Raw genomic sequence first — 14,743 nt, 5'->3', positions numbered from 1 at the left:
ACTGTAAACTGGTATAAAGGAACAAGTGTATCAATTATTTTTCAATATTTGCAACTGTTTAGTAACTTTAGATTTTGGATTTTAGATTGATTCTGATAATTAATACTAACAACTTACCTTAATATTTAACTTAGATTTTAAATCCAACCTCTGACACAAAAAATCTCTCGAAAACATCCTTCCTTTGTGTACTTTGCGTACTTTGCGGTTCGTTCCTCTTAATTCCCTAATCAACATGAAACTATTGTACCAAAACTTTATCATTCGTGACTGGCAAAAGAGCGATTGCACAGCAGCAGCAAACGTAATTAGTACAGTCTTAGCAGAATATGGCTTAGGTTGGGAAGCAGACGGTGCAGATAGAGACGTTTTAGAAATTGAGGAATATTACTTAGCTGTTGGTGGTGAATTTTGGGTAATTGAACACCAAAACAAAATAGTAGGTACAGGGGCATATTATCCCATAAAACGGGGAGAACAGGCTGTAGAAATCAGAAAAATGTATCTTTTACCAGAAATTCGTGGTTTAGGTTTAGGAAAATATTTATTACAGCAGCTAGAATTAACTATAGAAAAACGCGGATTTGAACAAATTTGGATAGAAACAGCCAGCGTTTTAAAAGAAGCAGTCCAGCTTTATGAGAATAATGGATATATCCCCGCGACAGGAGTGGAAACAAAAAGATGCGATCGCGTGTATGTGAAATACTTGAGGTGACTGGTGACTGGGAAAAATAACTAATGACCCATCAGCAATTAGCAATTACTATGTTTAAAAATTTACTAAATTTATTCCTACAGAACAATTGCCCTATCTGCCAGCGAAGCACAAAACAGCAACTTTGTCAATATTGTAATAAACAATTACAAAGCTGCCATCTGCAAAACCCCAATGTCTTATGGAAAGAACCTTTACCCGTGTTTAGTTGGGGGAGTTATGGAGGAACATTAAAAAGGGCGATCGCCGTCATGAAATATGAAAACCAGCCAGAAATGGGGCGGTTATTGGGTCAGTATCTAGGAGAATCATGGATATTAAATTGTACATTAAAAAATCAAAAACCTGTAATTGTACCCATACCACTTCACCCAAAAAAGCTCAAAGAAAGGGGTTTTAATCAAGCTGAAATAATCGCCCAAGGATTTTGTCAGATCACTGGGTTAAAATTAAAATCAAATGGGTTAGCCAGAGTTAAAGATACAAAAGCACAATTTAGCGTATCCGGTGCAGAGAGAGAACAAAATTTAGCAGATGCTTTTGCTATAGGATCGGATTTTAGCCGTATTCGTCCAGATGCACCCGTGCTGTTAGTGGATGATATTTATACTACTGGCGCAACCGTCAAATCTGCTGTATATACACTTAATCAAGGTGATATTTCTGTATTGGGGGTAGCTGCTGTAGCCACAACGGGTAAAGATAGATCAGCCTAGAGTTAATGGGCAACTTGTGGGTGATAAATCTATAATTAACAAAATTATACCCTGTGTTTGAGGGAAAAATGTTTTCATTTATGAACAAAGGTTTTGCAGTGGGTTTAAAAAAAATAATTATCTTTCCTGTAAGTATACTGACAATTTTAATCAGTATAAATACAGTATTTGCTCAAAATACGAATAATGCAAATACAAATACAAATACAAATACAAATACAAATAATTTATATAAACCCATTCCCTTAAATAGTAGTTCAGAAATTGCTGATACATTAAAAGCTACAGACATTCCCACAGGTCAAGGGGGGTTTGCGCGTGATTATACAGTCAAATTAAATAAAGGTGATAATTTAGCAATTGATTTGTCATCTGAAAACTTTGACACTATTATTACTCTTTTAGGTCCTGATGGTTCAACGGTGGCAGAAAATGATGATGGACCTGATGGTACAAGTAATTCTCTCCTGTTTACCCGCATCGCCGAAACAGGAAATTATATTGTTCGTGTCCGGTCTTTTGGAGAAACTGGGGTTGGTAACTTTAAACTCAAGGTGACAAAACTGCAACCAGTTAAGTAGGGTGTGGGGAGATGGAAAGCATTGTCCTGATTGATTATTTACTAAACAATGTTGAATATTGCACCAACAAGCCTAGATTTTTGAAGTAGCCATTGAATTTAATTTCTCAGCAAAATCAAATTCCGACGCTAATACAGCAGTATACTTATTCAGGTCGTAGGGTTTAACATTTTGATTGTCCATCCAAAACCGTAGGCACTGCTTGGGGAGAGAACCACCTCGCTTGTTAGACACCGCAAGGGATCTAATCTAAGTGGACTCGTTGAACCAAGAATCTCCGTGGCTTCAGCCCGGAGAGTGTCAAAATTAACTATCCCCAGTCCCCAGTCCCCAGTCCCCAGTCCCCAATCCCCAGTCCCCAGTCCCCAGTCCCCAGTCCCCAGTTCCCATATCACTCAACTAATGTAGCGGTAGTTCCCTCACTTGATGGTGGTGCGCTGGGCAACTCTAGACAGTATCCTGCACCATAAACCGTCTTAATGTAGCAGGGATGGCGAGGATCTGGTTCGAGTTTAGTTCTCAAGTGGCGAATATGCACCCGAATAGTTTCAATGTCATCATCAGGGTCATAACCCCAAACTTCTCGGAGAATTTCACTGGGAGAAACTGTTTGTCCATGACGCTGAAGCAAGCAATGAAGCAACTCAAATTCTAAATGAGTCAGTTTTACAGTTTCACCAAACCAAATGGCCTCAAATCTTTCTGGAACGAGGGTAAGAGAACCATAGTTAAGAATTTCACTGTGTTTTGCGGCTTGGGGAATGCGGTCAGTACGTCGTAACAAAGCCCGCACTCGTGCCAGCATTTCTTCTACTTCAAAAGGTTTGGTCAAGTAGTCATCTGCGCCAGCATTGAAACCCTCAACTTTATATTGAGTTTGGTTTAATGCTGTCAGCATTAAAACCGGAATTTCAGATGTGCGATCATCCCGACGTAAACGCTGGCAAATGGTAAAACCGTCTACTTTGGGCAACATCAGATCAAGCATGATCAAGTCGGGTTGTAACTGGAGCGCCAGCGCCTGACCTTTGATGCCATCTTCAGCTTGACTAACATCGTAGCCAGCCATTTCCAAGTTGACGGCAACAAGTTCTGAAATCGCTGGGTCATCATCTATGACAAGAATCCTGGGCATTATTAAAAAATTATGACTACTTTATTTAAGGATAAATTAAGAACCTTTGAGAGATACAAAGATTACTTTTTCGATTGTAAAAAAAGATTTAAAATCCAACATAAATATTAAAATTAGAGATTGTGAAAACAATACTAATTTACACGAAAATTAATATATGGTGTGTAACTCTACCTACAGTCCGCCCTATTTCTTGCGAAATGGTGCTGCCATGACTGCTTACACTGCTTTATGGGCAGGAAATAACTGGGAAAGCACAATTTCACACCCAGAACCACTTTATCAGCAGGTCGTATTTACGGGAGGGCAGGATGTACCAATTTTCGGTTGGGTTGCCATACCCGAAAATGCCCACAGCACAATTATTGGCACTTATGGTATTACAGGAGAGTTAGAACAACAATGGTTTTTAAGATTGTTGGGACGTAAAGCATACTCTCAAGGTTATGCTGTGGTTCTCTTTGATTGGCGGGCGCATGGTAAAACGGCAGAATTATCCCCAACTTTAACTTCTGATGGGTTGTATGAAGGGGAAGATTTTGTCAGAATTGCCCAGCAAGCGGTAGCAATGGGTTGTCCTCCAAAATGCTGGTTTACAGGGTATTCTCTAGGGGGACAATTGGCGCTGTGGGGAATCAAAGCAGCACAAGATTTTAAATTACAAGATATAGACATTGCTGGAGGAGCAGTTATTTGTCCTAGTTTAGATTCGTTGCGATCGCTCACTTATTTAGTCACTCACCCTTTTGGTAAGTATGTTGAATCCCGCATTGCTGGAGAATTAAAAAAACTAGCCTGGAAATTACATCATACTCATGATAATTCTTTTGATTCGGCAGCAATAGAAAGAGCAAATAGCATTTGGGGATTTGATGAAGAACTTGTCATTGGCCGCTTGGGTTTTAGTTCTGTGGAAGAATATTATCAGACCAGCAGTGGTTTACATCTGTTACCTCTGTTGCAAAAACCAACTTTAATTATTTATGCTGCTGATGATCCCTTATTTCATCCCGATCTTGTTGATGATTTAAAAGTTGCCAGTGCCAAAAATCCTGCTATAGATTTGTTACTTACATCCTACGGTGGTCATGTAGGTTATATAAGTAGTAAAAAGTGTCAAATTCAATCCCAAGATCCTGATCAATGGTGGGCTTGGAATCGTATTTTAGAATGGATAGGAATTAATGAAGGCAGGAGGCAGAAGGCAGAAGACAGGAGTCTGTTATTATAAGGGCTATTTATCATAAATCTCCCAAATCTCCCAAAAATTTTCGCTTTCAAAGGCGGAATTTTAGACCCTATTCTTTCATCAATATAGTGCTTAGATTTATCAGGTAGTATTGATCAAACATCCCTGATTTTTTGAAGAATTAATTATCTAGAACCCAAACTTTTTAGTTGTGAATTAGTTGTGAATAACTTTCCCTCAAACTGGCTACCTGCACCTAAAAAATTAGTATTGTTATCTGATGATGTGCATATCTGGAAAATAAACTTACAGCAATCTGAATCACAGATACAATCTTTCAGAGAAACTTTATCTAGTGATGAAGTTGCTCGTGCAGAAAGGTTTTATTTTTCTGAACATCGACAGCGTTTTATTGTTGGGCGTGGTAGTCTGCGGACTATTTTAGGAAGTTATTTAGGTGTAGAACCGTCTCAAGTAGAATTTGATTATCAACAACGGGGCAAACCAATTTTAGCAGCTAAGTTTGCTGATTCAGGAATATTTTTTAATTTGTCACATTCGCAAGATTTGGGTTTGTGTGGCGTAAGTTATCAAAGATTAATTGGGGTAGATTTAGAATTTATTCGCCCAATGTCTGATTTAGAAAATCTTGCTCGACGTTTCTTTTTACCCCAAGAATATGCAGTAATTAAATTACTTACACCTGAACAAAAACAACAAGTATTTTTTCGTTACTGGACTTGTAAAGAAGCTTATTTAAAAGCCACGGGAGATGGTTTAATTCAATTAGAACAAATCGGAATTGAATTAACACCTACAGAACCTGCTCAATTAAAAGTTTCAGGAAATTGGCAATTAAAAGAATTACTACCAGCAGATAATTTTGTTGCTGCGGTTGTTGTAGATAATCATAGCAATAATTTCCAATTTTGGCAATTATAGCAGATGAAAAATAACAGATTAAGTCTGTTTCAAACATAATGGGTGAGCTATATGCTATATTTTGTGGGTTGCCCTCTTTAATGAATTTGGTGTCTATAAATTAAATCTGTCAAAAAAAGCCGAGCTTGTTCTAAAGATATATGTCTAGGTTTTCCTTGATAAACAATTTGGTATTCATTCATATTTTGCCCATCTCCATATCCTGAAATTAACTTGCGGTGAAATGCTTCCTCAGCCAATTCTCTAACTTCATTTCTGAGAGCAGAATGTGTGTTATTCATAACTAAGATATCTTCTGAATTACCTGTTTTTCTTTTATTGAAAAAGTAACTTCATTAAATCTATCCCCAGTATTATTTTTATCTTGATTCTCTTAAGCGTGATTTCAGAAACTTTAATTAAATGGAAATTATGCCCTGAGATAGCTGAATCTTATTCATAATAGGAGTAAGTTGAACTTGGCTAAATAACCTCAAAAATTGTCAATAAATCGAAAATCAATGGTTCAAGAGCAAAGTACCGATGTCATCCGCATCAATGCTAGAAGAACTGATGTATTTGATATTTTTAACTTCAAGTATTATATTGGACCCAACCCTTATTTAGATACAGGGGCGCTAGTATTTGATTTTTCTTTGACTGAATTTCAAGATCCTCTACCGATAGAGGATTATATTGACGTTATAAGTGATTTTTATCCGCACTTAGCGGAGCAAAGATATCAGTTATATGCTGATTTATTTGCTCGTGTTGTTTCCGAAGTGAGCAAATTAGATATAGGTTTATACCTGAATCTTTGGAGTATCACAGCATATCATTCCTATGTAAGAATTGCCATTCAAGCACTACATGAAGGTACTGCAAGAGCAGTAGTGTACTTGGTTTGGGATTGGTTGGAAAGTATTACTAAAGATGAGTATTTCCCCTTTGAGGAACGGTTAATTAAATTGCAAAATAAGTTCCGAGAATCTGTTTATGGTGGACCAACAGTTTATGCTTTATGGCAAGCTGCATATCAACAAGGTATTCCTACTTGCTATTTATGGGAAGAAGGATTAATGCAATATGGTTATGGTAAAAAACAAGTGCGAGGAGTAGCAACAACTTTTGATATTGATAGTCATCTAGATTCTGAATTTACTACCCGCAAAGATGATTGTAAAGAATTTTTAGAAAGATTGGGTTTTCCCGTGCCAAAGGGTGATATTGTAACTTCAGAAACAGAAGCGTTAGATATAGCTAGAAAAATCGGTTATCCAGTGGCAATTAAACCTGTAGTGGGTCATAAAGGAATTGGTGTAACTCCTAATATCAATGATTCTAGAAAATTGAAATCTGCTTATAATTTTGCAGTATTAGCAATTCCCGAAGATGAATCAATTAGAATTATTATGGAGCAAAGTATATCAGGAAGGGATTTTCGTTTATTGTGTGTCAATGGTAAATTTGTCGCTGCTACAGAACGTAGGCCACCATCGGTTGTGGGTAATGGATATTCAACAATTAGAGAATTAATTAAAAAAGAAAATCGCAAACCAGAACGGAGAGATACACCCACATCATCCATGAGTAAAATTGTCATTGATGAAGCGATGGAACGATATTTATATGAACAAAGATTAGATGTGGATAGTATAATTGAACGCGATCGCATTATTTATCTTACCAAAGTTGCTAATATCTCATCCGGTGGTATCAGCATTAATGCTACCAATAAAATTCATCCTGATAATATTATCTTAGCAGAAGAAATTGCCCAACATTTTCGCCTTACTTGTTTAGGCATTGATGTGATTACTAAAAATATTTCCCACTCTTGGAAGAATGGTAATTTTGCCATCTTAGAAATTAACGCTGCACCAGGTATTTTCATGCACCTTAACCCCGCGATTGGTACAAGTGTTGATGTTCCTGCCCATATTTTATCAACCTTTTTTCCATCTGCCCAAGATGCCAGAATACCAATTATTACGTTTAATAAAATTACTGTACTTGAATTACAAGCAATAATTGATCAGATTCTTTTACAACATCCACAAATGAAAATAGGTGCTGTGTGTCGCGAGGGAATATTTATCAATCGTTGCCAAAAATTTTGGAGTCAAGAATACAATCGCAATATACAAACTTTGTTGCGTCATCCTCAGCTTGATTTATTAATTGCTGAATACGCAGAAGATACTCTAGAATCAGAAGGAATGGTTTACAAAGGTAGTAATATTGTGGTATTGGATAATCCTACAGAAACAGAAATGATATTATTAAGAGATGCCATAGATGGTTCGATTGTGATCATTAAGAAAGACAACAATGTTTCTATTCGACATAAAGGAGCAAGCGAAGATTTAATTTTAGACGTAGAAACAGATTTTTTCAATGTTTATCTACCAGCAATTGAACAAACAATTACTATAGCAGGTGATTGGTGATTGGGGATACAATTTTGGATTTTGGATTTTGGATTTTGGATTTTGGATTGTATTTCATGAATCCAATCTAAAATCTAAAATCTAAAATCTAAAATTCTCCTGCCTCCTAACTTTACTTGAGTTTGGCATGAGCAGCTAAAATAATTCTTTCTGTTTCTTCCCAACTAATACATTTGTCAGTTACTGAAACACCATATTGTAATTCTTCCCGTTTTCCTGTAATTGGTTGATTACCTTCATATAAATTTGATTCCAGCATCATTCCCAAAATTGAATTATTACCAGCAACTATTTGCTGAATTATATTTTCTAACACCGCAGATTGCAATCTATAATCTTTATTGGTGTTACCATGACTGCAATCAATGACTATTCTTGGTGGTAAACCTGCGGCTTTTAATTGTTCCTCTACCAATTTCACATTCTCCGGATCATAATTAGGCTGACTTCCACCCCGCAAAATTACATGACCATGAAAATTACCTCTTGTTTGAAATACACTCACCTGTCCCTTTTGGTTAATTCCTAAAAAATTATGTGGAGTTTGCGCTGATTTGAGAGCATTCAAAGCCACATTAATATTACCATCTGTACCATTTTTAAAACCCACCGGCATGGAAAGACCACTGGCCATTTCGCGGTGAGTTTGTGATTCAGTTGTCCTCGCTCCAATTGCTGACCAACAAACCAATTCACTGATATATTGAGGAATAATCGGATCAAGTGCTTCCGTTGCTGTTGGTAATCCTAATTCTGCCAATTTTAATAATAAACTCCGAGCAATTAAAATCCCTCTTTCTACATGAAAAGAATCATCCATATCGGGATCGTTAATTAATCCTTTCCAACCTACAGTAGTTCTAGGTTTTTCAAAATAAACCCGCATGATCAGCAACAATTTATCATGCACTTTATCAGCTAGAACTTTCAACTTCTCAGCATATTCTATCGCCGCTTTGGGATCATGTATAGAACAAGGACCAACTACAATGAATTTTCTGCTATCTTTAAAATCAAGAATATGTTCTATTTCCTGTCTGAATTGCAAAATTGTATGTTCAGCAGATTTAGTTAAAGGCAATTTTTCTTTAACTTGATTAGGAGTTAATAAAACGTGCGAACTCTTAATATTAGTGTTAATTAATTTGTTGATCATGGTGTAAAACTCTAAACTTGTGTAATCCGCTTGATTGTGTAAAGGAATACTATACACATTTTTCAGGAAAAATACAAGATACATCAGGAGTCAGGAGTCAGGAGTCAGTAGTGGCAACCCCCCGTGGTTGCCCGTACAGGAGTCAGGAGTCAGGAGTAAAACGCTCTTTCGGGCTATGTTTTAATTGAGATGCTGTATCTATAATAGAGAAGTCAGGATATCTAGTATTCAGAATATCCAGTATTGAGAAAAATAGTAATTAGTTCTTAGAAAAATGAAAACCTGAAAAATTAGTTAGATTTGATGAGACTTGACTAATCACTAATTACCATTAAGTAATTACGTGCATTATTGTGATCTAGTTCAACAATACATAAAAATCAAAAAACATGAATCTATAAAAAAGCAGATTTTTAGGAAAAAATCTATGTTTATGTATATTGTTTATGTATATTTTTGTCGCCCAGATGCTAGATCGTCGATTCAGTAATGCTAGGTAATCTGTTTTCATCTTGTAGGGGCGAAGCATTCGGGTGATAACCTATCGTTGAAACAATTGATATTCTTTCCGAATGCTATGCATTCGGCACACTACGCGAACGCCCTTACGATTAATGAATCGGTGTTCTAGGAAATTTTATTAAAAATCAATTATATCAAAATCAGCTTTTGGTAACTGGTTGATTTTTCCCAATCACCAATCACCAATCACCAATCACCAAATATCATATTATTCAATTTTACCAGTAGTGATCATCATATAACTTAATAACCAACCTGCCATAGTTGCCCTGCGAGTTTGCCGAGGACCAAATTCTCCGATTTTGTAACCTTTAAAACCTAGTTTTTGTTTGAGCAGTTGTTTATTCTCTTGGGGAATAGAACGAGTTAATTTCATTGTTGCTGGGCGAGACTCAATAAAATTCCCAGGTTCTGGATATTCAGCCACCCATTCTGGTGCTACTTGGCTAGTATCCCATTTTTCAGTGTTAGCATCATAACGATAACCCAAGTGATACCATACCAATTGGTTAACAGTAGTATCATCAATATTATCGTTGATAATATCCCAAATTGTTTCTTTATTGAGTGGTGGCAAGTTAGACATAAGTAATTTTAATTTTGTCCGTGTTTTGTTGTCAGTTGTCAGTTGTCAGTTGTAAACTCAGTCAGTAACCTAGAAGATTTTAGCGTTTTAGGGGTGAAATTAAAGATTTATCAGTGACAACCGAGAAACCCAACTGTACCAACAAAGTTGCAGATTAAAAAGTAAACCTGAAATCGTAAAATACTAGAAACTGTTAATTTCTGCTTACTGTCTCCTGAAACCAGACTTTTTTATGCAATCTACAACACCACTACCAAAACTAATCCGCGCCCATGTCTTCATTACTGGCAGAGTTCAAGGTGTGGGGTATCGTTACGCCACTGTAGATACTGCTACCCAGTTGGGGTTAACTGGTTGGGTGCGAAATCTCCCAGATAGTGGAGTGGAAGCAGTTTTTGAGGGTGCTAAAGAAATTGTAGAGGAAATGGTGCGTTGGTGTCATGCAGGACCACCTGCGGCAATGGTAAAGGAAGTTACAGTTGAGTATGAACACCCAGAAGGTTTGCGGGGCTTTGAAGTGAGGCGTTAGCTGCTATTATTAACAGCAGCTACATAACCCAGCTTTGCTAAATGCTCAGTTCATTGTTTAGCATAAGACTGCAAACCATTCCATTCATGAACCACCAACACACCTGGAGGCTTACCCTTGAGCGAGTCATCATAAGCCAAATGACCTTTTAAAACTGTCTTTCCTTGTTTGTATCCATTTTTTTTGGTTTTAATCGCTGCTAATACATCTATACAAATCAACAATACAACCACAGGTGTAAATAAAACAGAAAGCAGAATTTTTATGACTTTGTAAATACTAAAACACTGATTATGGTAAATTATCCCTGTAAAATCATGAAAAAACCTATTTATGCCTTATCTATTACTGGGAAAATTTTGCTTCTCCTTTCTGGCTGATTTTGAGAAATTTATAAGAATGCCATTCTAGCAAGGCTAAATTGTGTAGTTACGTTACATTATTAGTTATATAAATAAAAGTCATTGTTGTTCTGCCTATTGATCGGCTACTAACATAAAACCATGAGTGCAACTGCTATTATTTCTCAAAACCCCCTACTCCAAGGCAGAGGTTTACCGCCATTTGCAGATATTACACCAGAGCAAGTAGAACCTGCTTTTAAACATCTGTTAACAGAATTGCAACAACAACTAGCTATATTAGAAACTAATGTAGAGCCTACATGGACTGGTTTAGTAGAACCTCTAGAAAAGTTAACAGAAAAGCTGTACTGGAGTTGGGGTATACTCAACCATTTAATGGGTGTCAAAAATAGCCCTGATTTACGTATAGCATATCAAAAGGTTCAGCCACAAGTAGTACACTTTATTAACACCCTTGGACAAAGCAAACCGATTTACAAGGCTTTTAAAGCCCTCCGTGCCAGTGATACCTGGGAAACCTTAGAATCTGCCCAGCAACGCATTGTAGAAGCAGCGATTCGAGATGCAAAATTATCTGGTGTGGGTTTGGAAGGAGAAGCACGAGAGCGTTTTAATGTGATTCAAATGCAATTAGCAGAACTGGCTACAGATTTTGCTAATAATCTTTTGGATGCTACCTCAGCCTTTAGTCTAGTTTTAACAACCAAAGCAGAAATTGACGGTTTACCCAGTAGCTTAATCAGTTTAGCTGCTCAGGCGGCTCGCATTGCCGGGGAAGAACAGGCCACCCCAGAAAATGGACCTTGGCACATCACATTAGATTTTCCCAGTTATTTTCCCTTCATGCAACACAGCACCCGTCGGGATTTACGGGAAAAATTATACAAAGCTTATATTACCCGTGCTTCCTCTGGGGAATTAAATAACAACCCTCTCATTGAAAAAATTTTACAGTTACGGCAAGAATTGGCAAAGTTACTGGGCTTTGAAAATTTTGCCGAACTGAGTTTAGCTAGTAAAATGGCGAAAAATGTCCCAGCCGTGGAAAAGCTGTTAGAAGAACTGCGTCAAGCTAGTTATGATGCTGCTGTTAAAGATTTAGAAGCACTCAAAGATTTTGCTAAATCTCAGAAAGCAGCAGAAGTGGAAGATTTGCAACACTGGGACATCAGTTTTTGGGCAGAACGTCAAAGAGAAGCCAAATTCGCTTTTACTGAAGAGGAATTACGTCCTTATTTCCCCCTTCCCCAAGTTCTTGATGGCTTATTTGGACTAATTAAACGGCTATTTGGTGTGACTGTGACACCTGCTGATGGTCAAGCTCCAGTTTGGCATGAGGATGTCCGTTATTTCCAAATTTCTGATAAAAATGGTACTCCCATTGCTTACTTTTATCTCGATCCCTACATTCGTCCTGCCGAAAAACGTGGTGGTGCTTGGATGGAAGCTTGTATTCATCGCAGCAAAATCACAGAACGGGGTATAACTAGCACCCGCTTACCAGTAGCTTATTTGATTTGTAACCAAACTCCCCCAGTGGATAATAAACCAAGTTTGATGACTTTTGATGATGTAGAAACTTTGTTCCACGAATTTGGACATGGTTTACACCATATGCTCACCAAGGTTGATTATACTGGCGCAGCAGGTATTAATAGTGTGGAGTGGGATGCAATAGAATTACCTAGCCAATTTATGGAAAATTGGTGTTATGACCGTCCCACCTTATTCAGTATGGCTAAACACTACGAAACAGGTGAACCATTACCAGAGCATTATTATCAAAAGCTGTTAGCAGCCCGTAATTACATGAGTGGTTCGGCAATGTTACGGCAAATTCACCTCAGCAGTGTGGACATGGAACTACATTACCGCTATCGTCCTGGTGGTGATGAAACTCCCATAGATGTCCGTGAACGAATTGCCAAAACTACTACTGTTTTACCACCATTGCCTGAGGATGCCTTTTTATGTGCTTTCGGTCACATCTTTGAAGGGGGCTATGCGGCTGGATACTATAGCTATAAGTGGGCTGAAGTTCTAAGTGCTGATGCTTTTGCTGCTTTTGAAGAAGCGGATTTAGAAGATGAAGTGGCAATACATGATACTGGTAGGCTCTATCGAGATACGATCTTAGCTATGGGTGGTAGTATGCACCCAATGGAAATTTTTAAAGCCTTCCGGGGTCGTGAACCAAAAACAACTGCTTTACTTAAGCATAATGGTTTGTTGGCTGCTACCTAAAAGATTCTATGGTTGGGTTGACGTAAGGAAACCCAACATTCCCAATATCTTTCTTTGTGGAAAATAAATAAAATAAATTTTACAGTTAAGAGAGGGAACAGAGAACGGGGAACAGGAATTAAGGAATACAGACACTTTTGTTTTCACTCAATATCTATATGTTAAATTAATTTTGCTTGGGTATTTCTACAGTTTAACTAAAAAAATAAAAACACTATGTGCAATTAATTTTGCCTGGGTACTTATTAACTCAATTGTGTCAATATTTGTCAAAATAAGTCAAAATAATTATATTTTGACAATAAGATTGTCAGCTTAGGAATAGCTCCTCAGAAAAGTTAATATAGTGAGAATTTAATTTCTGTTGTATTTCTTTACTAATTTCTCATCAACAAAAATGAATATAGATTAAAAATAATAAATAACATTATATTTCGTAAACTTAATTAGGCTAAATTGAGAGTATGCTGAATCTAGGAAAAACCTGGGGGCAATTTTCAGTAACTAAGCGCAAACAAACTTAAAGTTTTATTAGTTTTCTACTCATTGGTAAGTTTTGGTTGTAATGACTCAAGACTAATAACTAAAGACTAATAACTAATAACTAAAATTTATTTGCGTTCATTTGCTAACTAGGTTTTTCAGATAAATTGAGAACATCAGTTCTGATGCTCGGTACTGGCAGCGCAACCCAAAGAAACCTTAAGAACAATTACGGACAATGATACAAAAAATTTTGCTGGCTGTCTCTGGACTAGGACACGCAGAAGAAATGATGAAGACATTGAAAGAACTGCCATCTATCCAATCTGCAAAAGTTACAGTTCTGCACGTTGTACCTTCACAAACTACTGCTGCGGCAATGACAGATAAATGGGAAGAAGGTGGTAAGATCCTAGCTAATGCAATTCAGTCTTTGGATTTAGATCCCAGTCGGGTTTCTTCTATTTTACGCCAAGGAGATCCCAAAGATGTAGTTTGTCAAGTCGCTGATGAAATAGAAGCTGACTTGATTATCATGGGTTCAAGAGGACTGAAACGACTGAAATCAATTTTAGCTAACTCTGTCAGTCAGTATGTTTTCCAATTGTCTTCTCGTCCCATGTTGCTGGTTAAAGATGACATTTATGTCAAAAGAATTAAGCGTGTAATGGTGGCAATAGATAATTCTGATGCTTCCCAAAATTGTTTGAACTTAGCCTTATTTTTGCTCAGAGATGTTAGTGGTGGTCAGTTAATTTTGGCTAATATCAATACAGACTTGGGCAGTAAATTATCAGGTATTGCTGATATTAAACCAGAAAAAGATACAGTGTTGGGAAATGCTGTAACAGCAGCGGAAAGACAAGGTGTTTCTGTGCGTTGTGTAACAAGTAGTGGCAAACCAGGTGAAGAAATTTGTCGTTTAGCTGAAGAACTCAATGTAGACTTATTGTTGTTAGGTTCTCCAGATCGTCGGCCATCTATTGCTAAGAGTTTTGTAGATTTGGATCGACTTGTTGGCGCTTCTTTATCTGACTATGTGCGTGTTAATGCCACTTGTCCAGTATTGTTGGCTAGAACTGTTGCATAAATAGGGACTGGTGACTGGTGACTGGTGACTGGTGACTGGTAACTGGTGACTGGTGACT

Annotated in this window: 16 protein-coding genes; 10 read left to right on the top strand and 6 right to left on the bottom strand. The window is 37.2% G+C overall.

The window, feature by feature from the left end; all coding sequences use genetic code 11:
- Positions 1–235: 235 nt before the first annotated feature.
- From PN497_RS24275 to PN497_RS24265, 3 genes are all read left to right on the top strand, one after another.
- Positions 236–718 carry a GNAT family N-acetyltransferase gene (locus PN497_RS24275; protein ID WP_096564941.1) on the top strand — a complete coding sequence of 161 codons (483 nt, stop codon included), beginning with the start codon at positions 236–238 and terminating at the stop codon, positions 716–718.
- A 23-nt stretch (positions 719–741) separates the two neighbouring features.
- The gene (locus PN497_RS24270; RefSeq protein ID WP_272110987.1) at positions 742–1,434 is read left to right on the top strand and encodes a ComF family protein; all 693 of its coding nucleotides are present in this window, start codon (positions 742–744) and stop codon (positions 1,432–1,434) included.
- A gap of 80 nt (positions 1,435–1,514) precedes the next feature.
- Positions 1,515–2,015, top strand: coding sequence for a PPC domain-containing protein (locus tag PN497_RS24265; protein ID WP_096564939.1), 501 nt, complete (start codon positions 1,515–1,517; stop codon positions 2,013–2,015).
- Positions 2,016–2,087: 72 nt separating this feature from the next.
- Here the strand turns inward: PN497_RS24265 and PN497_RS24260 are convergent, their stop codons facing one another.
- Positions 2,088–2,249, bottom strand: a complete 162-nt coding sequence (locus tag PN497_RS24260) for a hypothetical protein (RefSeq protein ID WP_409349342.1) — start codon at positions 2,247–2,249, stop codon at positions 2,088–2,090.
- 45 nt (positions 2,250–2,294) lie between these two features.
- On the opposite strand from PN497_RS24260, the gene PN497_RS24255 reads away from it, so the two are divergent.
- Positions 2,295–2,423, top strand: coding sequence for a hypothetical protein (locus PN497_RS24255; RefSeq protein ID WP_272110984.1), 129 nt, complete (start codon positions 2,295–2,297; stop codon positions 2,421–2,423).
- Here the strand turns inward: PN497_RS24255 and PN497_RS24250 are convergent.
- Positions 2,407–3,150, bottom strand: a complete 744-nt coding sequence (locus PN497_RS24250) for a response regulator transcription factor (RefSeq protein WP_096564935.1) — start codon at positions 3,148–3,150, stop codon at positions 2,407–2,409. The genes PN497_RS24255 and PN497_RS24250 overlap by 17 nt on opposite strands.
- 157 nt (positions 3,151–3,307) lie before the next feature.
- Between PN497_RS24250 and PN497_RS24245 the strand changes: the two genes are divergently transcribed.
- Together PN497_RS24245 and hetI are read left to right on the top strand one after the other, a co-directional pair.
- On the top strand, positions 3,308–4,381 hold the full coding sequence (locus PN497_RS24245; protein WP_096564933.1) for a YheT family hydrolase: 1,074 nt from the start codon (positions 3,308–3,310) through the stop codon (positions 4,379–4,381).
- Positions 4,382–4,561: 180 nt separating this feature from the next.
- The gene (gene hetI, locus PN497_RS24240; protein ID WP_096564931.1) at positions 4,562–5,281 is read left to right on the top strand and encodes a 4'-phosphopantetheinyl transferase HetI; all 720 of its coding nucleotides are present in this window, start codon (positions 4,562–4,564) and stop codon (positions 5,279–5,281) included.
- Between the two features lie 77 nt (positions 5,282–5,358).
- On the opposite strand, the gene PN497_RS24235 is transcribed toward hetI, so the two are convergent.
- Positions 5,359–5,562, bottom strand: coding sequence for a hypothetical protein (locus PN497_RS24235; RefSeq protein ID WP_096564929.1), 204 nt, complete (start codon positions 5,560–5,562; stop codon positions 5,359–5,361).
- A 219-nt stretch (positions 5,563–5,781) separates the two neighbouring features.
- On the opposite strand from PN497_RS24235, the gene PN497_RS24230 reads away from it, so the two are divergent.
- A complete protein-coding gene (locus PN497_RS24230) occupies positions 5,782–7,710 on the top strand; it encodes an ATP-binding protein (protein ID WP_096564927.1) in 1,929 nt (642 codons plus the stop codon).
- A gap of 112 nt (positions 7,711–7,822) precedes the next feature.
- Here PN497_RS24230 and PN497_RS24225 read toward each other — a convergent pair whose 3' ends face one another.
- On the bottom strand, positions 7,823–8,866 hold the full coding sequence (locus PN497_RS24225) for a 3-deoxy-7-phosphoheptulonate synthase (RefSeq protein WP_096572525.1): 1,044 nt from the start codon (positions 8,864–8,866) through the stop codon (positions 7,823–7,825).
- A 730-nt stretch (positions 8,867–9,596) separates the two neighbouring features.
- A complete protein-coding gene (locus PN497_RS24220) occupies positions 9,597–9,974 on the bottom strand; it encodes a DUF1823 family protein (RefSeq protein ID WP_096564925.1) in 378 nt (125 codons plus the stop codon).
- 232 nt (positions 9,975–10,206) lie between these two features.
- On the opposite strand from PN497_RS24220, the gene PN497_RS24215 reads away from it, so the two are divergent.
- Positions 10,207–10,503, top strand: coding sequence for an acylphosphatase (locus PN497_RS24215; protein WP_096564923.1), 297 nt, complete (start codon positions 10,207–10,209; stop codon positions 10,501–10,503).
- Between the two features lie 50 nt (positions 10,504–10,553).
- On the opposite strand, the gene PN497_RS24210 is transcribed toward PN497_RS24215, so the two are convergent.
- The gene (locus PN497_RS24210) at positions 10,554–10,736 is read right to left on the bottom strand and encodes a hypothetical protein (RefSeq protein WP_334310695.1); all 183 of its coding nucleotides are present in this window, start codon (positions 10,734–10,736) and stop codon (positions 10,554–10,556) included.
- A 270-nt stretch (positions 10,737–11,006) separates the two neighbouring features.
- On the opposite strand from PN497_RS24210, the gene PN497_RS24205 reads away from it, so the two are divergent.
- Both PN497_RS24205 and PN497_RS24200 read left to right on the top strand, forming a co-directional pair.
- A complete protein-coding gene (locus tag PN497_RS24205; protein WP_096564921.1) occupies positions 11,007–13,112 on the top strand; it encodes a M3 family metallopeptidase in 2,106 nt (701 codons plus the stop codon).
- Between the two features lie 721 nt (positions 13,113–13,833).
- Entirely contained in the window at positions 13,834–14,685 is an 852-nt protein-coding gene (locus tag PN497_RS24200; RefSeq protein ID WP_096564919.1) for a universal stress protein, read from the top strand.
- Positions 14,686–14,743 lie beyond the last annotated feature (58 nt).

The organism is Sphaerospermopsis kisseleviana CS-549 (genome assembly GCF_028329225.1).
In the GTDB taxonomy this organism is placed as follows: domain Bacteria; phylum Cyanobacteriota; class Cyanobacteriia; order Cyanobacteriales; family Nostocaceae; genus Sphaerospermopsis; species Sphaerospermopsis kisseleviana.
Note: the sequence above shows the minus strand (reverse complement) of the source record. Positions and strands in the feature narration are given on the sequence as shown.